17 protein-coding genes are annotated in these 20,764 nt (G+C 36.0%); 11 read left to right on the top strand and 6 right to left on the bottom strand.

Features of this window, described 5'->3' with window-relative positions; genetic code table 11:
* The first annotated feature begins 71 nt into the window (after window positions 1-71).
* The 6 genes from HA632_RS08085 to HA632_RS08060 all read left to right on the top strand — a co-directional run bounded on the left by HA632_RS08085 (window position 72) and on the right by HA632_RS08060 (window position 9,915).
* Window positions 72-3,446: a DUF4175 family protein gene (locus HA632_RS08085; RefSeq protein ID WP_176306684.1), complete on the top strand. Its 3,375-nt coding sequence runs from the start codon at window positions 72-74 to the stop codon at window positions 3,444-3,446.
* Window positions 3,439-3,861, top strand: a complete 423-nt coding sequence (ybeY, locus tag HA632_RS08080) for an rRNA maturation RNase YbeY (protein ID WP_176306683.1) — start codon at window positions 3,439-3,441, stop codon at window positions 3,859-3,861. Before HA632_RS08085 ends, ybeY begins: the two co-directional genes overlap by 8 nt.
* Window position 3,862: 1 nt before the next feature.
* A complete protein-coding gene (mnmG, locus tag HA632_RS08075; RefSeq protein WP_176306682.1) occupies window positions 3,863-5,734 on the top strand; it encodes a tRNA uridine-5-carboxymethylaminomethyl(34) synthesis enzyme MnmG in 1,872 nt (623 codons plus the stop codon).
* A gap of 79 nt (window positions 5,735-5,813) precedes the next feature.
* Window positions 5,814-6,659 carry a bifunctional 2-polyprenyl-6-hydroxyphenol methylase/3-demethylubiquinol 3-O-methyltransferase UbiG gene (locus tag HA632_RS08070; RefSeq protein ID WP_176306681.1) on the top strand — a complete coding sequence of 282 codons (846 nt, stop codon included), beginning with the start codon at window positions 5,814-5,816 and terminating at the stop codon, window positions 6,657-6,659.
* Window positions 6,660-6,951: 292 nt separating this feature from the next.
* The gene (locus tag HA632_RS08065; protein ID WP_176307164.1) at window positions 6,952-7,533 is read left to right on the top strand and encodes an OmpH family outer membrane protein; all 582 of its coding nucleotides are present in this window, start codon (window positions 6,952-6,954) and stop codon (window positions 7,531-7,533) included.
* Between the two features lie 108 nt (window positions 7,534-7,641).
* Window positions 7,642-9,915 carry a helix-turn-helix domain-containing protein gene (locus HA632_RS08060; RefSeq protein WP_176306680.1) on the top strand — a complete coding sequence of 758 codons (2,274 nt, stop codon included), beginning with the start codon at window positions 7,642-7,644 and terminating at the stop codon, window positions 9,913-9,915.
* On the opposite strand, the gene HA632_RS08055 is transcribed toward HA632_RS08060, so the two are convergent.
* Together HA632_RS08055 and HA632_RS08050 are read right to left on the bottom strand one after the other, a co-directional pair.
* Window positions 9,907-10,290: a DoxX family membrane protein gene (locus tag HA632_RS08055; RefSeq protein WP_176306679.1), complete on the bottom strand. Its 384-nt coding sequence runs from the start codon at window positions 10,288-10,290 to the stop codon at window positions 9,907-9,909. The genes HA632_RS08060 and HA632_RS08055 overlap by 9 nt on opposite strands.
* Before the next feature lie 4 nt (window positions 10,291-10,294).
* Entirely contained in the window at window positions 10,295-11,443 is a 1,149-nt protein-coding gene (locus HA632_RS08050; protein ID WP_176306678.1) for a DNA polymerase III subunit delta', read from the bottom strand.
* 233 nt (window positions 11,444-11,676) lie between these two features.
* Here HA632_RS08050 and pgk point away from each other — a divergent pair, with 233 nt between their 5' ends.
* From pgk to HA632_RS08030, 4 genes are all read left to right on the top strand, one after another.
* On the top strand, window positions 11,677-12,864 hold the full coding sequence (gene pgk / locus HA632_RS08045; RefSeq protein WP_176306677.1) for a phosphoglycerate kinase: 1,188 nt from the start codon (window positions 11,677-11,679) through the stop codon (window positions 12,862-12,864).
* An 88-nt stretch (window positions 12,865-12,952) separates the two neighbouring features.
* Window positions 12,953-15,208, top strand: coding sequence for a LysM peptidoglycan-binding domain-containing protein (locus tag HA632_RS08040; RefSeq protein WP_176306676.1), 2,256 nt, complete (start codon window positions 12,953-12,955; stop codon window positions 15,206-15,208).
* A gap of 38 nt (window positions 15,209-15,246) precedes the next feature.
* Entirely contained in the window at window positions 15,247-16,218 is a 972-nt protein-coding gene (locus HA632_RS08035; RefSeq protein WP_176306675.1) for a DUF4837 family protein, read from the top strand.
* 5 nt (window positions 16,219-16,223) lie between these two features.
* Window positions 16,224-16,670, top strand: a complete 447-nt coding sequence (locus HA632_RS08030) for a GNAT family N-acetyltransferase (protein WP_176306674.1) — start codon at window positions 16,224-16,226, stop codon at window positions 16,668-16,670.
* Here the strand turns inward: HA632_RS08030 and HA632_RS08025 are convergent, their stop codons facing one another.
* The 4 genes from HA632_RS08025 to HA632_RS08010 all read right to left on the bottom strand — a co-directional run bounded on the left by HA632_RS08025 (window position 16,671) and on the right by HA632_RS08010 (window position 20,002).
* Entirely contained in the window at window positions 16,671-17,483 is an 813-nt protein-coding gene (locus HA632_RS08025) for an OmpA family protein (RefSeq protein WP_176306673.1), read from the bottom strand.
* A 1-nt stretch (window position 17,484) separates the two neighbouring features.
* Window positions 17,485-19,122, bottom strand: coding sequence for a S41 family peptidase (locus HA632_RS08020; RefSeq protein WP_176306672.1), 1,638 nt, complete (start codon window positions 19,120-19,122; stop codon window positions 17,485-17,487).
* Window positions 19,123-19,200: 78 nt separating this feature from the next.
* Window positions 19,201-19,575, bottom strand: a complete 375-nt coding sequence (gene rnpA, locus HA632_RS08015) for a ribonuclease P protein component (protein WP_176306671.1) — start codon at window positions 19,573-19,575, stop codon at window positions 19,201-19,203.
* A 13-nt stretch (window positions 19,576-19,588) separates the two neighbouring features.
* Window positions 19,589-20,002: a hypothetical protein gene (locus HA632_RS08010; RefSeq protein ID WP_176306670.1), complete on the bottom strand. Its 414-nt coding sequence runs from the start codon at window positions 20,000-20,002 to the stop codon at window positions 19,589-19,591.
* A gap of 154 nt (window positions 20,003-20,156) precedes the next feature.
* Here HA632_RS08010 and HA632_RS08005 point away from each other — a divergent pair, with 154 nt between their 5' ends.
* A complete protein-coding gene (locus HA632_RS08005; RefSeq protein WP_176306669.1) occupies window positions 20,157-20,747 on the top strand; it encodes a hypothetical protein in 591 nt (196 codons plus the stop codon).
* Window positions 20,748-20,764 lie beyond the last annotated feature (17 nt).

The following is a 20,764-nucleotide window of genomic DNA, read 5'->3' as shown; positions in this document are numbered from 1 at the left end:
GGCAAATTTTTAACGTTGGTTATTCGCCAAAAATTGTACATTTATCGGTTATAAAAAAGATTGGCTAAAAAGTGGAAAAATCAACCCTTATTTATCAAAAGTTAGAAGACTTTATTCGGAAGTTTTATACCAATGAATTGCTGCGTGGAACGATATTTTTCGTAGGCTTAGGATTGTTGTATTTTATCTTCACCCTTTTTGTGGAATATTTTCTGTGGTTGAAACCTACAGCCAGAACAATACTTTTCTTGGTTTTCATTGCTGTGGAATTGTTTCTGCTGTTGCGATTTATATTATTTCCGCTTTTCAAACTTTTTAAACTCCAAAAAGGAATTGATTACAACCAAGCTTCAAACATCATCGGAAACCATTTCAGTGAAGTAGGTGACAGGCTGACCAATTTTTTACAACTATCCCAAGACCAAAATAAGTCAGAGTTACTTTTGGCATCGATTGAACAAAAGGCAAACACCTTGCAACCTATACCTTTTGGCAACGCCATCAATTTAGGCAAGAATAAGAAATATTTACCGTTAGCGGTTATTCCGATTTTATTCTTTTTGTTTTTTCTGATTTCAGGCAAGGGCGATATTTTGTCTCAAAGTTTGAATCGTGTGGTGCATTTTAAACAGCAGTTTTTGCCACCGGCACCATTCGAATTCGTGGTAGTGAATGATAATTTACAAACTGAACAAAACAAAGACTTTTTATTAAAAGTAAAAACCGTTGGTAAAGTTTTTCCCGAGAATGCCATGATTTTTATTGGTGAGGAAAGCTATTTTATGGAGAGCAACAAGGCCGGTGAATTCCAGTTTGTCATTCCAAAGCCTTCCGAAGATTTAGAGTTTCATATCGAAGCCAATGACGTTTCTTCTCATGATTATGAATTGAAAGTGGTAACCGTTCCATCGATTGCCAACTTTGAAATGGTCTTGAATTTCCCGGGTTATTTAAATAAAAAATCTGAAGTCATTAAAGGAACCGGAAACGCCATTATTCCCGAAGGAACCAAAGTTACCTGGCGAATGAACACCTTAGCTACTCAAAAAGTGGATTGGGTGAATGCCAACAATCGTTTTGCTTTTGCTAAACAAGACAATGTGTTTACGTTATCAAAAAGCATCCTTCAAAATGTAGATTATCAAATTCTAACGTCCAACAATAAGGTCCTGAACTACGAGAAATTGAATTATCAGATTTCTGTCATCAAAGACCAATTCCCAACGATAACAGTTAACAACGCACCGGATAGTTTGAAAGTCAATAAGAATTACGTACTAGGACAAGTTTCCGACGATTACGGACTATCAAAACTACAAATTGTCTATTATCCAAAAGACACGCCAAACAGCGCTAAAAAAGCATTTATAAACGTCAAGAAAGATGTTTATGACCAGTTTGTGTTTTCGTTCCCGAGTAATCTTCCGGTAGAGGAAGGCGTTTCGTATGAATATTATTTTGAGATTTTTGACAACGATGCGATTCACGGTTTGAAAAGCACCAAATCTTCTGTATTCAGCAACCGAATTGCCACTGAAACAGAGAAGCAAGACGAAATGCTACAACAGCAAAACGACAATATTAATTCATTGGCTAAATCTTTAAAAGCGCAAGACAAGCAATTATCCGAAATGGAAAAACTGCAAAAAATGGGCAAAGAGAAAAACAATTTGGATTACAAAGAACAACAAAAAGTTAACGATTTTATCCAACGTCAGAAACAACAGGATGAATTGATGAAAGAGTTTTCAGAGAAGATGAAAGACAATTTGGAGCAATTCAAAACCGAGAAAAAAGATGAGAAGAAAGAGCTCTTGCAAGAGCGTTTAGAGAAAACCAAAGAGGAATTAGAAAAAAATCAAAAACTATTAGATGAACTTCAAAAACTGAATGATAAAATCAGTAAAGAAGAGTTGTTTGAAAAGATGCAAAAATTCCAGCAAGCCAGCAAAAACCAGACCAAGAGTTTGGAACAATTGGTGGAATTAACTAAGCGTTATTACATAGAGAAGAAAGCGGAACAAATTGCGGATAAACTTGATAAACTAGCTGAAAAGCAAGAAAAATTAGCCGATAAGAATGAGGAAAACAATGCCGAAAAGCAGGAAGACATCAATAATGAGTTTGACAAACTTCAAGAAGAATTGAATGAGTTAGACAAAGACAATAAGGAATTAAAATCTCCTATGGAGTTGCCAAATACAGATGAAAAGGAGAAAAGCATAGACGAAGATTTAAAGAATGCCAAAGACCAATTGCAAAAGCAACAAAAAGACAAGGCCAAACCAAAGCAAAAGAGCGCTTCCAAAAAGATGAAGCAAATGAGCCAACAAATGATGGAGCAAATGCAATCGGGTGATATGGAGCAAATGGAAGAAGATGTTGCTATGTTAAGACAAATTTTAGACAATCTTTTGGCTTATTCTTTCTCTCAGGAAGATGTAATGAAACAGTTTAAAAACCTGAAACGAGGAGCGCCATCGTTTAATAAGAATTTAAAAATTCAGCAAGATTTAAAACAACAGTTCAAACATGTGGATGACAGTTTGTTTGCGATGTCTTTGCGCAATCCAAAAATCGCTGAGGATGTAACTAAAGAAATCGGAAATGTTCAGTATAACGTTGACAAAGCTTTAGATAATTTAGCTGAAGCCAATGTCGCAAAAGGTAATTCACACCAACAATACGCTGTTTCTTCTTCAAATAAATTAGCCGATATGTTGAGTGACATTCTCAATGGCATGCAAATGCAGATGCAAATGCAAGGACAAGGACAAGGAAAACCAAAACCAGGTCAAGGACAAGGCTCCGGGATGCAATTACCCGATATCATTAAGAAGCAAGAAGGACTGGGCGAAAAGATGAAAAAAGGCATGAAGAAAGGAGATAAACCTGGCGAAGGTCAAGAGGGCAAAGAAGGGGACAAATCCGGCGAAGGCCAACAAGGCAACAAAGGAGGCAAGGGCCAACAAGGTGGTAAATCCGGTCAAAGCCAAGGAAATGAAAAAGGAGGTGAAGAAGGACAAGATGGAGAAGGTGACGCCAAAGCCATAATGGAAATTTACAAAGAGCAGCAACAATTGCGAGAAGCTTTAGAAAAGGAATTAAAGAAACAAGGACTTGGAGGTAATGGTCAAAATACCTTGAATCAAATGAAACAAATTGAAAAGCAATTATTGAATAAAGGCTTCAATAACGAAACCTTGCAAAAAATTCTAAATGTTAAGTATGAATTATTGAAATTAGAAAAGGCTTTACAACAACAAGGCGAAGACAAAAAACGACAATCAGAAACGAATAAGAAAGAATTTAGTAATCAAGCCAATGCGCTTCCGAGCAAGCTTCAAGAATATTTAAATAGTATTGAAATTTTAAATAGACAAAGCTTACCTTTGCGCTCCAATTTTAACCAAAAGGTTCAAGAATATTTTATAAAAAATGATTAGTTTCAATTACGAGTCAGATTTCAATTTAGACAATGAAACGGTTTATGCTGATTGGCTTTCCAAAGTCATTAGCTCCGAAATAAAGAACGAAGGCGAAATCAACTACATCTTCTGCGATGATGATTATTTGTTGGAAATAAACCAACAATACCTCCATCATGACACGCTTACAGACATCATCAGTTTTGATTATTCTATAGGAAATGAGCTACATGGAGATATTTTCATTTCCATAGAAAGAGTTCAAGAGAACGCTGCTGATTTTAATGTTTCTTTTGAAGATGAATTAAGACGAGTGATGGTGCATGGTGTTTTACATTATTGTGGTTACAAGGACAAGTCCGAACAAGACGAACAATTAATGCGCGAAAAGGAAGAAGAGAAAATGAAGATGTTCCACGTGAAACAAAATTAAAATGTTTTTAGAAAAGTACGATACTATAGTAGTTGGCGCAGGACATGCGGGTTGTGAAGCGGCAGCGGCCTCGGCCAATTTAGGTTGCAAAACCTTATTGGTCACGATGAGTTTGCAGAACATCGCACAGATGTCATGTAACCCGGCGATGGGAGGCATTGCCAAAGGGCAAATTGTCCGAGAGATTGATGCGCTTGGAGGTTATTCGGGAATTGTTTCGGATAAAACCGCAGTGCAGTTTAAAATGCTTAATAAATCAAAAGGACCGGCTATGTGGTCGCCGAGAGTTCAAAGCGACAGAATGCGTTTCGCAGAAGAGTGGCGATTGATGTTAGAGCGAACAGAGAATCTCGATTTCTATCAGGAAATGGTCAAAGGACTTTTGATCAAGAACAATAAAATTGAAGGGATTGTAACCTCTCTCGGAATTGAAATAAAGGCTAAAACGGTTGTTCTAACCAACGGTACTTTTCTCAACGGGTTGATTCATATTGGAGACAAACAATTTGGCGGAGGTAGAGCGGGTGAAAGTGCAGCCTATGGAATAACGGAAGATTTAATTAAAGTTGGTTTCGAATCAGGAAGAATGAAAACCGGAACACCGCCACGAGTTGACGGTCGCTCTTTGGATTATTCTAAAATGCGTGAAGAACCCGGAGATTTGATTCCGGATAAGTTTTCTTATTCTGATGAAACCAAACCTTTGTCGCATCAAATGTTGTGTCATATGACTTATACTTCTAACGAGGTGCACAATATTTTACGTGAAGGATTTGATCGTTCACCAATGTTTAATGGAAGAATTAAAAGTATAGGTCCAAGATATTGCCCATCTATTGAAGATAAAATTAACCGGTTTGCGGATAAAGAGCGACACCAACTTTTTGTGGAACCCGAAGGATGGAATACAGTCGAAGTTTATGTTAATGGATTTTCCACTTCCTTACCTGAAGACATTCAGTTTAAAGCTTTACGATCTGTAGAAGGTTTTGAAAAAGTTAAGTTTTTCCGTCCTGGTTATGCTATTGAATACGATTATTTTCCGCCAACACAATTGAAGCACACCTTAGAAACAAAGCTGGTGGAAGGATTGTATTTTGCAGGTCAGATTAACGGAACGACCGGTTACGAAGAAGCGGCTTCCCAAGGTATGATGGCCGGAATCAACGCGGCTTTGAAAGTAAAAGATATGGCGCCGATGATTCTACGTCGTGATGAAGCCTATATTGGCGTTTTAATCGACGATTTAATCACTAAAGGAACAGAAGAGCCTTATCGCATGTTTACTTCTCGAGCTGAATACAGAACACTATTGCGTCAGGACAACGCGGATTTCAGATTAACACCAAAGTCTTTCGAAATAGGCTTGGCTTCTGAAAAAAGGATGAGAAGAATGGAGCATAAATTCAATGAAAGTGAAAAAATGGTGACTTTCTTTAAGGAAACAAGTGTTACCCAAGAAGAAGCGAATCCTATTTTAATAGAAAAGGAAAGTGCACCGATGAATCAATCTGATAAAATGTTTAAAGTGTTTTCTCGTCCGCAAATTGAATTGGATGACATTTTGAAATTTGACAAAGTTCAAAAGTACATTCAAGAAAATGATTTGGACAAAGAAATAATTGAGCAAGCTGAAATTCATGTTAAGTATTCGGGATATATTGAAAAAGAAAGAAATAATGCCGAAAAATTAATTCGATTAGAAGACATTAAAATCCCCGAGAATTTCGATTATCACAAAATCAAATCAATGTCAATTGAAGCCAAACAAAAACTGAGTAACATTCGTCCGGTAACTATTTCTCAAGCTTCCAGAATCAGTGGCGTTTCACCGGCCGACATTTCGGTTTTATTAATTTATATGGGAAGATAAATTTTAATTTCAGCTATTTAATAATAATCACGTTCCACGTGAAACTAAGTTTGTCAAGCCTTATCAATAAAGCGTTTATATGAGTTTTCAAAACAATATTTTTTTTCAAAAAGTTAGAGATTATTCGGTTTCCAAAGAAATTTTCGAACTACACCACAATCCCGAATATGACATCTTAATAACATTTCCAAAGCCAAGTTTAGAAAAACTACCAAGCTATTACGAAAGTGACGATTATATTTCACATACCGATGGAAAGCGATCCTTGTTTGAAAGAGCCTATCATTTTATTAAAGGCATAGCCCTAAAAAACAAATTAAAACTGATTAATGCACAATCGCCCAAAGGAAAACTTTTAGACATTGGTGCGGGAACCGGAGATTTTTTGGTGGTGGCCAAAAATGACGGATGGCAAATTACAGGAGTCGAACCCAGTTCAAAAGCAAAGGGAATAGCGATTCAAAAAGGAGTGAATTTTGCAGAAAGCTTATCCGAACTTGAAACTCATTCTTTTGATGTAATAACCATGTGGCACGTTTTAGAACACGTTCCTAATTTGGAGGAATACATGGCCGAATTAAAAAGACTGATTAAACCAACAGGAACCATAATTGTAGCAGTTCCCAATTTTAAATCTTTTGATGCTAATTTCTACGGAAAGTATTGGGCGGCATTTGATGTTCCTAGACACATCTGGCATTTTTCTAAAACGGCTATTGAAAAATTATTTGCAGAAAAAGAAATGAAATTGATTCAAGTCTTACCCATGAAATTTGACAGCTTTTATGTAAGCTTGCTTTCAGAAAAATACAAATCACGACGCATGAATTTTATCAGAGCTTTTTTTGTTGGTTGGAAGTCAAATTTGAACGGAAACAAAACAAAAGAGTATTCCTCACATATTTACATCATAAAAAACCAATAAAAATCAAATAAACGAACGCTATTTAATTTAAAACAACAGAAAGGTGTATTTGGCAGAAGGACAAGAGAAGTTTGCTTAAAACGCTTTATTTAAAACCAAAAACAATAGCAACAGATTATCGTTTTAATTTAAACCATAATTAAACCTTATTGGGTCAATATTCCATTAAATTGACCTTTTTTTATCGTTAGCTTATTGCCGTTTATTTTTATACTTTTGAAATCGAAAATTAATTTATCAAATCATAATGAAATTGAAAAATCACGAATACCAAAAAATCAATTATAAAATCATGAGTAAGAAAACAGTTATCCTTTTTGCATTGGCCATTTCCATAATTTCATGCAATAAAACCACAGAAACCAAAGATTTCAAAACCGCTTATATTGACACATCTATGCTAATGGAAGAATCAACCGAGGCTAAAGATATCGGTGAGAAATACAAAGATAAATCCAAAGTAATGGGAAGCCAATTGGAAGTAGAGGTTAATCGCTTCAAATCTGAGGCCGCCAATTTCCAAAAAAATGCCCAGGCAAACGGACAAGTTTGGGCGCAACAAAAAGGTGCTGAATTACAACAAAGAGAGCAAGAATTAAGCTATGCACAACAAGCCATGTTAAGACAGTTACAAGACGAAAGCGGTGTTGAAATGGATTCCTTAGTGAAAAACTACAGAAAAATAATTAAAGACTATGGTAAAGAAAAAGGCTATGATTATATCTATGGATCCGGTGATGCATCGCCCTCTATTTTGTATGCTAAAGACAGTTATGATATTACCAAAGAAATAATCAAATTGGTTAACGACAAATACAAATCTTCAGACAAGAAAGAAGAAAAACCGGAAGCCAAAAAAGAAGACAAGAAATAATATCTTTTTCAACTTAAAAGATTGTAAAGCGCCTCAAAATTGAGGCGTTTTTTTGTTGTGTATTGAAATACAATACTTTAACTTTGTGTCTTATAAAACTTACAAGCCATGAAATCAGTAACAGCCGAGGCAAATTTTGTTTTGCAATTCATCAACCAAACCAACCGATCTGTTTTTTTAACCGGAAAAGCAGGAACGGGCAAGACTACATTGCTCAAAGAAATAATCAAAACGACACATAAAAACACAGTTGTTGTGGCACCAACAGGAATTGCGGCCTTAAATGCCGGTGGTGTTACGATTCATTCTATGTTTCAATTGCCTTTTGGCGGATTTTTACCCGATAATTCAGCGCCTCAATTTACTGAAAATTCCAAGTTTGAAAGCCGATTAACTTTACGCAGACACTTTAAAATGAGTGGTTTAAAGAAATCGGTTATCCGAAATATGGAATTGCTGATTATTGATGAAGTCAGTATGTTGCGCGCCGATTTATTAGACGCGATGGATTTTATGATGCAGACCGTTAGGAAAAGCAATCGTTCGTTTGGAGGAATTCAAGTTTTATTTATTGGTGATTTGCTACAATTACCTCCGGTAATCAGAGATGAAGAATGGCGAACGTTACGTAATTATTACAAAGGAAAATTCTTTTTTCACGCGCATGTCATCGAAAAAAACCCACCGCTATATATTGAATTATCTACCATTTTCCGTCAAACCGATGACACTTTTATTTCGGTTTTAAATAATCTTCGAAACAATAAGATTACCAAGGATGACATTCAAATTTTAAATCAATTTGTAAAACCTGATTTTGATTTGAAAACCAATAAAGGTTATATCATTTTAACCACGCATAATGCCAAAGCCGACAATATTAATTCACAATCGCTTATAGATTTAGAAGGAAATTCTAGAAGTTATAAAGCTGAAATTACAGGCGACTTTCCGGATAAAATTTACCCTTTGGAACAAGAGTTGGAATTGAAAATTGGCGCCCAAATCATGTTCATTAAAAATGATTTGTCCTTTGAGAAAAAATTCTTTAACGGAAAAATGGGCATTATCAAATCGCTTTCCGAGAGAGAAATCCTTGTTCATTTCCCAGATGAAAATAAAACCATTGAAGTTGAAAAATATGAATGGGAAAACATCCGATACACCGTAAACGAAAACACCAAAGAAATAGACGAAGAGGTTTTGGGAACGTTTGTCCATTATCCTATCAAATTGGCTTGGGCGATTACGGTTCACAAAAGCCAAGGGTTAACTTTCGACAAAGCTGCGCTCGATGTATCACAAGTTTTTCTTCCGGGACAAGCTTATGTAGCACTTTCGCGTTTGCGTTCGTTAAACGGCTTGATTTTGCTTTCACCGTTGCAAATGAATGGCATTTCAAATGATCAAGATGTCATGGATTATTCGTTGAATAAAGCCACCAAAGCAATGCTTCAAACCACTTTGCAACAGGAAACCAAAGCTTTTATTCACCAATATTTGAGTAATAGTTTTGATTGGAATGACTTGGCGCAAGAATGGCGCAATCATCAATTCAGTTATAATGAAGCCTCAACCGTTTCGGCAAAATCCAAACAGGCTATTTGGGCCAAAAAACAATCCGAAGAAATAGAAAAACTAATTGATCCGTCAAAAAAATTCATTTCTCAATTAAATAAATTATTTGCGGATGAACTTGATTTTCAATTCATAAACGAAAGATTTCAAGCCGCATTCAGCTACTTTTTGCCGCCAATGGACAACTTGGTTTCCGAAATTCTTTGGAAATTGGAAGAAGTGCAACGCCTCAAAAAAGCAAAAGCCTATTATGAAGAATTATTGGCACTGGAAGAACTCCAAATCAAAGCCGTTTTGCGGTTGATGAAAGCCAAATTATTAATAGAAACCATACTGAGAGGCGAAACCATTTCAAAGGAAAAATTGTCTTCAGACGAGATTCGAAATTACAGGGTTAACAAATTGGAAACCATAAAACAAGAATTCAAGAACCTCAATGTCACGCTTGTGGAAGACGAAGACGATATTGAAAGATATACCAAAAAGAAAAAAACTAAAGAACCCAAAAAATCAACGGTTCAAGAAACTTATGAATTGTGGTTGCAAAAAAACTCCATCAAGGAAATTGCCACCATCAGAAAGTTAACCCCTCAAACGATTGGCAGTCATTTGGCCAAACTGATTGAAACGGAAATCATTTCCATTCACGATGTTTTACCGGAAGATAAATTAGCCGAATTATCCAAAGCGTTCAAAGGATATAATGAAGAATCTTTGAGCGGTTTGAAAGAACAATATGGTGATCAATTTACTTGGGATGAATTAAAAATGTTCCAAGCAGCCAAAAGAAGTGGTTTAACTTAACCACCAAACAGCTAAAACAGAAGGCACAAAATAAATCGCAATCGTTCTGGCACCATCATAATCTTTGGCTAATCGTTGCCCTAACAACAATAATATCAATGTTACAGATGAAAAAATAGCACCGTATTTACCATACGTTTTTCCGCCATTGACCATTAATTCTACACAGCCAACAAGGGTGAAAATCCCGGTGATTAGTTCTAACGCTAAGATAATAAACAGTGCCAAAGGGACATAATTTTTTAAAATGGTTTGGGCAAAATGACCTTTAAGCCACTCCACATTTCCTTTCCATTCAAAGACTTTATCATAAGCAGATTGTACAAAAGTAACCGCTAAAAAAAGCAAAACTAAGATAGAAGCAGTATTGTTCATAGGTTTAATTATTATGGATTAATCGCGTTAATTTTATTGATAAATCAGTCAATATGATTTTGGCATTGCCATTTCGTTCAATGTGATAAGAAGCATCCGACAGTTCCTTAAAAATTTCATTAATGTTGTTTCCGGTCACAAAAGGAGCAAACTTTTCCAATTTAAAACCTTCAACTTCAGGATCTAAATACACTAACTTTTCGGCCTGATAGTTTAACAATAGTGCCTGACGGAACATATCAATACAGTAAGCCAAAAACTGTTTTTGACCTTCTCTCCCGATGCCGGCCACTTCCTCACTCCAAGAGATCAAGTCGTGAATGGCCGCAGCATTTCCTTTGGCTCTGAAAGCAGCTCTGACCCAACCTACAAACCATTCTTCAAAAGGGAAATCCTTATTGTCATTGTTTAAAATATGGATGGCTTTGTTGTAATTTCCTTGAGAAAGATGCGCTACTTTTAGGGCTGAAGATTCATCTAAAAAAAACCGTTCTCTCATGGCTTTGACGATTACAGCTTCCGGTAAAGCCCCAAAATGCAAGGATTGACAACGCGAACGAATGGTTTGAATGATTTCTTCTTCATTCTCCGAAATCAGGATGAACAGTGTTTTTTCCGGTGGTTCTTCCAAAAGCTTTAAAAGCTTATTAGACGCTTCAAGATTCATTTTTTCCACCATCCAAACAATCATAATTTTATAACCGCCTTCATAAGATTTTAAGGCCAATGATTTTAGGATGTCTTGTGCATCTTCCACACGAATCATTCCCTGTTTTTTTTCAACCCCTAAATGTTTGTACCAGTCAAATAAACTTCCGTAGGGATTTTTTAAGACAAACTCTCGCCAATCGTTGATAAAGTCAGCACTTTTAGGTTTTGATTTTACCTCCTCGTTGGCCACATTAGGGTAAATAAAATGCAAATCAGGATGGGAAAGCGAATGAAATTTCAAATTACAACTTTCATTTCCGCCGGTGTTTTCTGCGCCAGTATTATTGCACAGAACAAATTGGGCATAAGCAATGGCCATGGCCAAAGTTCCGCTGCCTTCCGGACCAACAAACAACTGAGCATGTGGAATCCTTCCCGATACAGCACTGGTAACGAGGTGTTTTTTCAGGTAATCCTGACCGAGTATTTCTGAAAACTGCATAGAGCAAATATAGAGCAAATATTTGGCTAAAAGAAAAGCAATCAACATGGAACAAATTCAAATTTTACACCATTACTAATCTGTAAGGTTAAAGACAATTATTTACTATCCATTTGAAAATAAATAGCTTACGCCTTAATTTTTTCTTAAAAATCATCGACAAAAGCACAAAATTAACCGATGAAATTAAATTTTATTATATTTGCAAGGAATCATAACCACTTAAATTTTAGATGAAAACACTTCAAGATTTTAATTTCCATGCCCAAAAAGCGATAATCAGAGTTGATTTTAATGTGCCGTTAGACGAGAATTTTAAGGTTACCGATGCTAACCGAATTGAAGCCGCAAAGCCAACTATAGATAAGATTTTAGCCGATGGAGGAAGTGTAATTTTGATGTCACATTTAGGAAGACCCAAAGGAAAACAAGACCAATATTCATTAAGACATATTGTAGCAAAAACATCAGAAGTTTTAGGCGTTAAGGTTCTTTTTGCGGAAGATTGCAGAGGTGAAATGGCTCAAAATGCAGCGAAAAATTTAAAGCCTGGCGAAGTTTTACTGTTAGAAAACCTTCGTTTTTATGCCGAAGAAGAATCAGGAGATGAAAATTTTGCCAAAGAATTAGCTTCATTAGGCGATATTTATGTGAATGATGCTTTCGGGACAGCACACAGAGCGCACGCATCAACCACGATTATAGCAAAGTTTTTCCCAACCCATAAATGTTTTGGAACGCTTTTGGCCAAAGAAATAGACAGTTTAAACCGCGTGTTGAATAATTCAGTAAAACCGGTAACCGCAGTACTTGGAGGTTCGAAAGTGTCTTCTAAAATTACGGTGATTGAAAATATTTTAGACAAAGTAGACCACATGATAATCGGCGGCGGAATGACGTTTACTTTTGTGAAAGCCTTGGGTGGAAATATCGGAGATTCGATTTGTGAAGATGACAAACAAGATTTGGCCTTAGAAATTTTGCGTTTGGCCAAAGAAAAAAATGTTCAGATACATATTCCGGTGGATGTGATTGCAGCTGATGCGTTTTCTAATGATGCCAATACTCAAGTAGTTGACGTTCGCGAAATTCCTGACGGATGGCAAGGTTTAGACGCCGGTCCAAAATCGTTAGAAAATTTCAAGCAAGTGATTATGGAATCCAAAACTATTCTTTGGAACGGACCATTAGGTGTTTTTGAAATGGAAAATTTTGCCAAAGGAACCATTACATTAGGAAATTATATCGCTGAATCAACAGCAAACGGCGCTTTTTCACTCGTAGGAGGAGGAGATTCAGTTGCAGCGGTAAAACAGTTTGGCCTAGAAGACAAAATGAGTTATGTTTCCACCGGCGGCGGCGCTATGTTGGAAATGTTAGAAGGAAAAGTTTTACCCGGAATTGCAGCCATTTTAAATTAACATTTGCAACACAATAAAAGACAACAAATTACGTTGTTAATGATATCATTAACAACGCTGAAATAAAATACCACTTATAATATTACATATGAATATTAGAAAAATCACAACGTTAGCGCTCCTTTTGGCTTCTTCGGCAATTTTTGCCCAAGACACCATTAAGGTGATTCCGGTTCAGGCCAAACTGCCCAAAAGAGAATTAACCAAAAGAGAAGTTTTGGATTCAATCAAAGCTTCTTTTGTTCACGACAATATTGCCAAATGTATTGACAGTATGTGGATGAAGGAATTGGCGAGTTTGGATTTGTATAACGAGTTGACTTTTGACATCAAAAATATTGATGTGGATCATAAAGTAGACTATGAATTACCCACTGAACTTTTGAAAGAAAGACTCAAGGCAATGGATGAGAAATCGCCATTCAACATCGAATACAATCAAGGGTTAGAAAACGTAATCAAATCGTTTTTAAAGAACAGAAAACGTTCTTTTGAAAGATTAATAGGGATTTCACAATATTATTTCCCAATGTTTGAAGAGTCGTTAGCGGCACAAAATATTCCACTTGAAATTAAGTATTTATCAGTTGTAGAATCTGCTTTGAATCCGAGAGCGGTTTCCAGAGTAGGTGCTACGGGTTTATGGCAGTTTATGTACCAAACCGGAAAACAATACGGACTAAAAGTTGATACTTATGTAGACGAAAGAAGCGATCCTTTGAAAGCCAGTAATGCAGCAACACAATACATGAAAAACATGTATGCTATTTTTGGCGATTGGGATTTGGTTTTAGCGTCTTACAATACCGGTCCGGGGAATGTAGCTAAAGCTATTCGTCGCTCGGGCGGAAAACAAAACTATTGGAACATCAGACCTTATTTGCACAAAGAAACGCAAGGTTATGTTCCTGCTTTCTTGGCAACGATGTATATTTTCGAATACCATAAAGAACACGGAATCAAACCGGACAGAGCGATTGCCAATCATTTTGCCACCGATACGGTTATGGTAAAAAGAGCTTTGACTTTCAAACAGATAGCCGATTTATTGGATGTTTCAGTAGCCGAATTACAATTTTTGAATCCATCATATAAAAGAGAGGAAGTGCCTTATATTTCGGGACAAAAACACTTTTTAAGATTACCGGTAGATAAAATCGCGGTTTTCACTTCTAATGAGGATAAAATTTACGCTTACGCGGATTATGAATTCAGCAAAAGAGAAAGACCTTTTGAAAGAACCAGTATAGCAGCAACTGACTTTGGTAACATTAAGTATCACAAAGTAAGACGGGGTGAAAGCCTGAGCAAGATTTCAGACCGATATGGTGTTACTGTTTCAGAATTAAAAAAATGGAATCGTTTAAAAAGCAGCAAAGCACCGCTGGGCAGAAGCCTAAAAATTTATGTAGCCGATAATAACACTGCTATCGCTTCCAATGAAAGCAAACCATCAAAAGTGACAGATACTACTGTTGTAACTTCCAATTCTAATAAAATTTACAAAGAAGAAAAAGTGGTTGCCTACAAAGACGTTGTGAAATACCACAAAGTTAGAAAAGGAGATAACTTAGGTGAAATATCCGGTAAATACGGAGTTTCTGTAGCGGAAGTTAAAAAATGGAATAAATTGAAAAGCAACAATATCGCTTTGGGCGCCAATTTAAAAATTATTAAAAACGAAAGAGTTGTAACGACAGTTAGAAGAGAAGTGAAAGCGGATAAAGCAATCGTTGACCATAAAGCAGAAACCGCTGTAGCATCAAATGACAATAATGTTGACGCTAACGAAAATCCTAGTGATTACTACGAAGTGCAAAGAGGAGATAACTTATTCAGCATTGCTAAAAAATTCAATGTTAGTTTAGAGGACTTAAAAAAATGGAACAATTTGAATGATTTGAATGTTCAGTCAGGATCTAAATTAGCCCTAGTGAATAAAGAAGAAACAGTTGTTGATGAAGAACCAAAAACCGAAACTAAAATTGTTGAACACAAAGTTAGAAAAGGAGAATATTTAAGTTCAATAGCCAAAAAATACAATGTTAGTTTGGCCGAAATCAAAGAGTGGAACGAATTGGAGGACAACAATGTAAAACTGGGTCAAACCTTGATAGTTTCGAAAAAAGAAGTGGCCATCAATGACACAAAATCTTCTAAAAAAGAAAGCATTGCGGCTAATGAAAGAAAAGAAGTAGAAACATACTACGTGAAAAAAGGGGATTCTCTTTTCAGCATTGCCAAAAAATATCCGGGTGTAACCATTTCCGATATCAAAAAATGGAACGGTATCAAAAACGAAAGTTTGAAACCGGGGATGAAGTTGAAAATTAACAACGGTTAATCCGAAAATCTTCTATAAATTTGGGTTTTATTTCAATTATGAATAAAACCCTTTTTTTATGGCTTTTTGTCGCGTGTATTGCGAGTTCTTGTTCGTTTAAAAAGGACAAGTTTCCCGACGATTCTTCTGCCGCTATCAACACTATTGCCGTAATCATTGATGATCAACTTTGGAATGGCGAAGTAGGCGACAGTATTCGAAACAAATTTGCCTCACCGGTTTTGGGTTTGCCACAAGAAGAACCGCTTTTTACCATCAACCAATATCCCGTAAAACTATTTGAAGGTTTTTCAACCGATTCCAGAAACATTATCATCGTCAAAAAGGACAATGAAAACAAATTTGAAATCAAGGAAAACGAGTTTGCTTCCCCGCAAAATGCGGTTCATATTTCCGGAGGAAGCACCGCAGAAATTATCCAAATATTAGAAGAAAACGCTTTGGATATTATTCAAAAAATGCGGAACATTGAAATAGCCCAAAACCAAAAAATTTTCAAAGATTCGCTGCTGGATACCAAAAAAATCCAGAAAAAATTCAACATCGATTTACTCATTCCTTCCAAATACGAATACGTGATGCGAAGAAAGAATTTTATTTGGCTTAAAAGCGAAATCACAAGTGGCAATACCTCTGTAATTATTTACCAAATTCCCTGGAATGGCATCAGGTCTAATACTGCAGTGAATGACATTGTGAAAACCCGAGATTCCATCGGCAGGAAATACATACACGGTTCTGCCTACAACACCCGAATGGTCACGGAAGAAGCTTATTCGCCTTATTTTTCTAAAACCACTTTGGCCGGAAGAAAAACCTATGAAACCAAAGGCACTTGGCAAATGAAAAACGACTTCATGTCGGGACCGTTTATCAATTACGCCATTTTCGATAAAGAACACAAAAGAATATTGGTGCTCGAAGGATTTTGTTACGCACCATCCAAAGAAAAACGCGATTTGATGTTCGAATTGGAATCCATTATCAAATCCATCCAAATCAAAAAATAAACAGCATGAACTTAGAATGGAAAATAAAGCGATTTGAAGCACTTTCTACCAAAGAGCTTTATGATTTGCTGCAATTGCGCGCCGAAGTCTTTATCGTGGAGCAAAATTGCGTTTATCAGGACATAGACGGCAAAGATGAGAAAGCCTTGCATTTGATAGGAGAAGATAATGGAGAAATTGTGGCTTATGCCCGACTTTTTAAACCACACGATTATTTTGAGCAAGCTTCTATCGGTCGAGTGGTGGTAAAAGAAACATCGCGTTCTCAAAAGCTGGGACACATCTTAATGCGCGAAGCTGTTCAAGTCATCAAAAGTCATTTTGACCAAAGAAAAATTACTATTTCGGCCCAGTTGTACTTAAAGAAGTTCTACGAAAGTCATGGCTTTATTCAAACCAGCGATATGTATTTGGAAGATGATATTCCGCACATTGAAATGCGCAAAGAATAATTATACTTTGGAAATCACCAATTCTACTCTACGGTCATATTCGGTTCCTTTTCCCAGCGGAACAGTGTTGCCGTATCCTTTAAAAGTCATTCTTTCCTTTGGAATTTTTTTCCAAATTAAATATTTATAAACGGTTTGAGCTCTGTTAGTAGAAAGCTGTCTTTTTTTGGTGTCTTTGTCAATAGCCTCTTTTTGATAGGGCGGCGTACAACAGACATGGCCTTGAATTTCAAATTGCAGGTTTTTGTATTTCAATAAGAGTTTGGCAATCTTATCTAATTCGGTTTTCGATTTAAAAGTTAACTTGCTGCTGCCTCTTTCAAATAAAACATCGTTGAGATAAATGTGGTCGCCGATAATATGTTTTTTTTGAATCGAATTGTAATATCCCGGAATTTCAATTTTGGGTAGTGGTTTTAAATTAAGCACCACATCAACGCGTCTGTTTTTTGAGCGTTTTTCAGGGAGATTTTCAACGATATCATCATCAATAAGGATTCTTCCTTTGCCCTCGATGGTAACGATGATTTTGCTTTTGATTCCGTTTTCAATAAATTTATTCTGAATTTCGTTAGCGCGTTTGGTAGACAATTTGAAGTTGTAGGCTTCCTTACCAATGTCATCAGTATACCCAAAAATCTGTATGGATTCAATTCGGGTAGAATCGGTTTTTTTGATAAAATCGACTACGTCTTTGACTTGAATTTCATTCAGAACAAACTTGTCAAAATCAAAATATACCGAATGAACTACTTCTTCTTGAGCGTGTAAAAAACCAAAGAAAAATAAAGGCAAATATTTTAGCAGTTTCATCTTAAATTTTTAAAATCTTATGGTATTCGGTAGTGTTATTCAACAGGCCGATGGCTTTTTTGATTTCCAAATTACTTTTGGCATAATACTGATATAATCCTTCTTTGTATTGGTAACGTTTGATGATTTCATCCAAAATTAAATTCTTGATTTCTTTCTGATTTTTGTCAATCAAAGTTTCTTCGCTTTTTTGTAATGCAGTTAACAGTTGTTGGTATTCTGCATTGATGGCCGAATCAACATTTTCTTTTTTGGCTTTTTCCAAAGTATTTTTGAGAGCGACTTCGGTTTCGGTATTGAAATCAATTTTTTCGCGTTTCAAGAAAGCTTTAAAATCCGCAAAATCCGCATCGGTAATCGTTGGAATTTTATCGCCAAGATTTGGATTTTTGTAGTAATAGGAAGTTACATAATTGAAAATCCCATCGTTTTTTTGCAAAGCTTCCGCGATGGTACTCGTTTTGGTTTCTTCAATTTCCACATCCGGTAAAACGCCACCACCATCATACACGGGTCTGCCTTTTTTGGTTTTAAAAGCATTGTAATTTTTCTCATCGGTACGGGTGGCTTTTCCGGTTTTGTCTTTTTTGTTGTAATTCAAAGCTTGAATACATCTTCCCGAAGGCGTGTAGTATCTTGAAATGGTCACTTTAACTTGGGTGCCGTAAGTCATGTCAATCGGACGCTGTACCAAGCCTTTTCCGAAACTTCTGCTGCCCACAATTACGGCGCGGTCTAAATCCTGTAACGCACCCGAAACAATTTCAGAAGCCGAAGCACTTTTGCCATCTACAATTACTACCAAAGGAATTTCAGTGTCTATAGGTTCGCGTGTGGTTTTATAAGTGTTGTTGTATTTTTCGTTTTTAGATTTGGTGGTTACAATGATTTCGCCTTTGGGTACAAACAAATTGCAAATATTAACCGCTTCATTCAACAAGCCGCCCGGATTGCCACGCAAGTCTAAAATGATTTGGGTTGCGCCTTGGTCTTTCAATTTTTCCAGTGCTTCTTTGGTTTCTGAGGAAGCTTTCTTGTTGAATTGTGACAGAACGATATAACCTGTTTTATCGTCAATTTTGCCATAAAACGGAACGGCTTTAACTTCAACTTCATCCAAAACCAATTGAGCGGTCAAAGGTTTCCCTTGGCGTAAATATTTGATGTCGATTTTGGTGTTTTTGGCGCCTTTCAGCAATTGCGAAGCATCGTCTTTAAAATCGGCCAGCAAGACATCACCAATTTGAATAATTTCATCTCCGGCTTTCAATCCGGCTTTGTCTGCCGGAAATCCTTTGTAAGGTTCTTTGATAATCAGTTTGTCTTCTTTTCTGGTAATCATCGCGCCAATGCCGGTATATTCTCCGGTATTGTTGATTTTGAATTTAATGACATCGGCTTCGTTAAAATAATTGGTATACGGATCCAAATCGGCCAACATACTTTTAATGGCTTTGTCCATCAATTCGGCCGGATTGGTTTCATCAACATAGTTTTGGTTGATGGTTTTAAACAGCGTGGTGAAGATTTCTATTTGCTTGGAAATTTCAAAAAAATCATCTTTGAAACTTACGCCTACAAACAGGAATCCGCTAAGAACAAATGGAATTATATATCTTTTTTTGAGTTTTGAAAACATAACGCTTTGATTTATTGGGATAACGAATATACTAAATTACTGTAAACAAAAACGGATACGTTATCTGTTAACATTTTTTTATTCATGAATGGTTTTTCCAAACTTTTCGAAAAGCTGTTTGGTCTTTTGTTCTATTTCGGAATAGGGTAATTTTTCTTGGGTTTGATAGAAGAACATAAAGCAGTATTTTTTGTCCAAAGTGTCTATTAATTGGGCTTTGTTTAACCGATAACATTCGCGCAAAACCCGTTTGAAATAATTGCGGTCAACGGCTTTTTTAAAATGCTTTTTAGAAACAGAAACCCCCATTTTCAAAGGAACATCTTCTTCAAAATCACAAGGCACATAAACCAATCGCAAAGGGTATTTGCTCACAGATTTGCCCTCGGAGAACAACAAATCGATGAGGTTTTTGCTTTTGAGTTTTTCAGCTTTCGGATACGAGAAATCCATTTTTGTGGGTAAATTAATTGGAATTGTAAACGTTGTACACAAATTTTACTTCGTTGTAATTGATGTAAATCTGCATGCGGTTGTTTTCCTTTTTCTTGGTGATGATGAATATATTGCAATTAGAATACCGATTGTCAATACATTCAAAAGGCACAATGTTTACTTCTTCATTGTCTTCAATTTCACCGTAAGCTTTAATTTTAAACGATTGTACTTCGGCAGAATTGATTAGAATCAAATCTTTTTTGGGATCCAAAGTGATTAAAACATTGGCGTCTACAAAATCAGACCATCCATTCCACGTTCCGTCATTTTTTTTATCAGTAAAACTGACACTGCTTGATTTGAAACGAATAGGCTGGGCATAACTTTTTTGAAAACCGAACCCTAAAGCCAGGAACAGCAATAAAAATCTTAAGTTTTTCATAGGGAAAAAATTTGGGGTAAATCTACAAATTCTATTCCACAAAAATCAAATTCCCCAACAGAACTCCTTTCAAGCTTTAAACAAATAAAGTGAAAATGTTTTTTTTATATGTTGGTTTATTTTACATTCGTGTTCTATTCAAAAATCATTTGACATGAAGTTAAAACTGTTGTTGCTCCTGTTGCCCTTAGGCCTAATGGCACAAAAAAAAGAAATTGTTTATAAAAAGTTGGCCAATTCAACTTGCGAATGTATAACCACTAAAGAAGTAACCGACATCAATTTAGGGATTTGCATTTTTGATGCCATTAACAAATTGACGGATAAAGAACGTAAAACAGTTAACGTTGACATTGATAATAAAATGGCATCTATTGAAAAGATTGCTGAAAGTGTTGGATTGGAAATGGCCGTTATTTGCCCTGAAGTGTTTGTTAAAATAGCCAAAGAAAGTGATACAGAAGGAACTTTTGTGACAGAGGAAGACGAATTGGATTTGTTTTACAGCGGTACTTTTGAGAGCATAGCAGCTGTAGAATTCAATACTATTTACCTTTTAGACGATAAGAATGTAAAGCAAGAGTTTATTTGGTTGTTTTCTTTTGACGGGGACAGTTTGTTTGTAAAGAACAAAATAGTCAAAGGCGATAAATTAGAGGTTCATTACCGCCAGCAAGAATTTTTTGACCCCAAACAAAACAAATACCGAATTTATAACGAGATAACTAGTATTAAACTATTATAAAAAAGGCAACCAATTAG

It is taken from the genome of Flavobacterium sp. J49, from assembly GCF_011742145.1.
GTDB lineage: Bacteria > Bacteroidota > Bacteroidia > Flavobacteriales > Flavobacteriaceae > Flavobacterium.
Note: the sequence above shows the minus strand (reverse complement) of the source record. Positions and strands in the feature narration are given on the sequence as shown.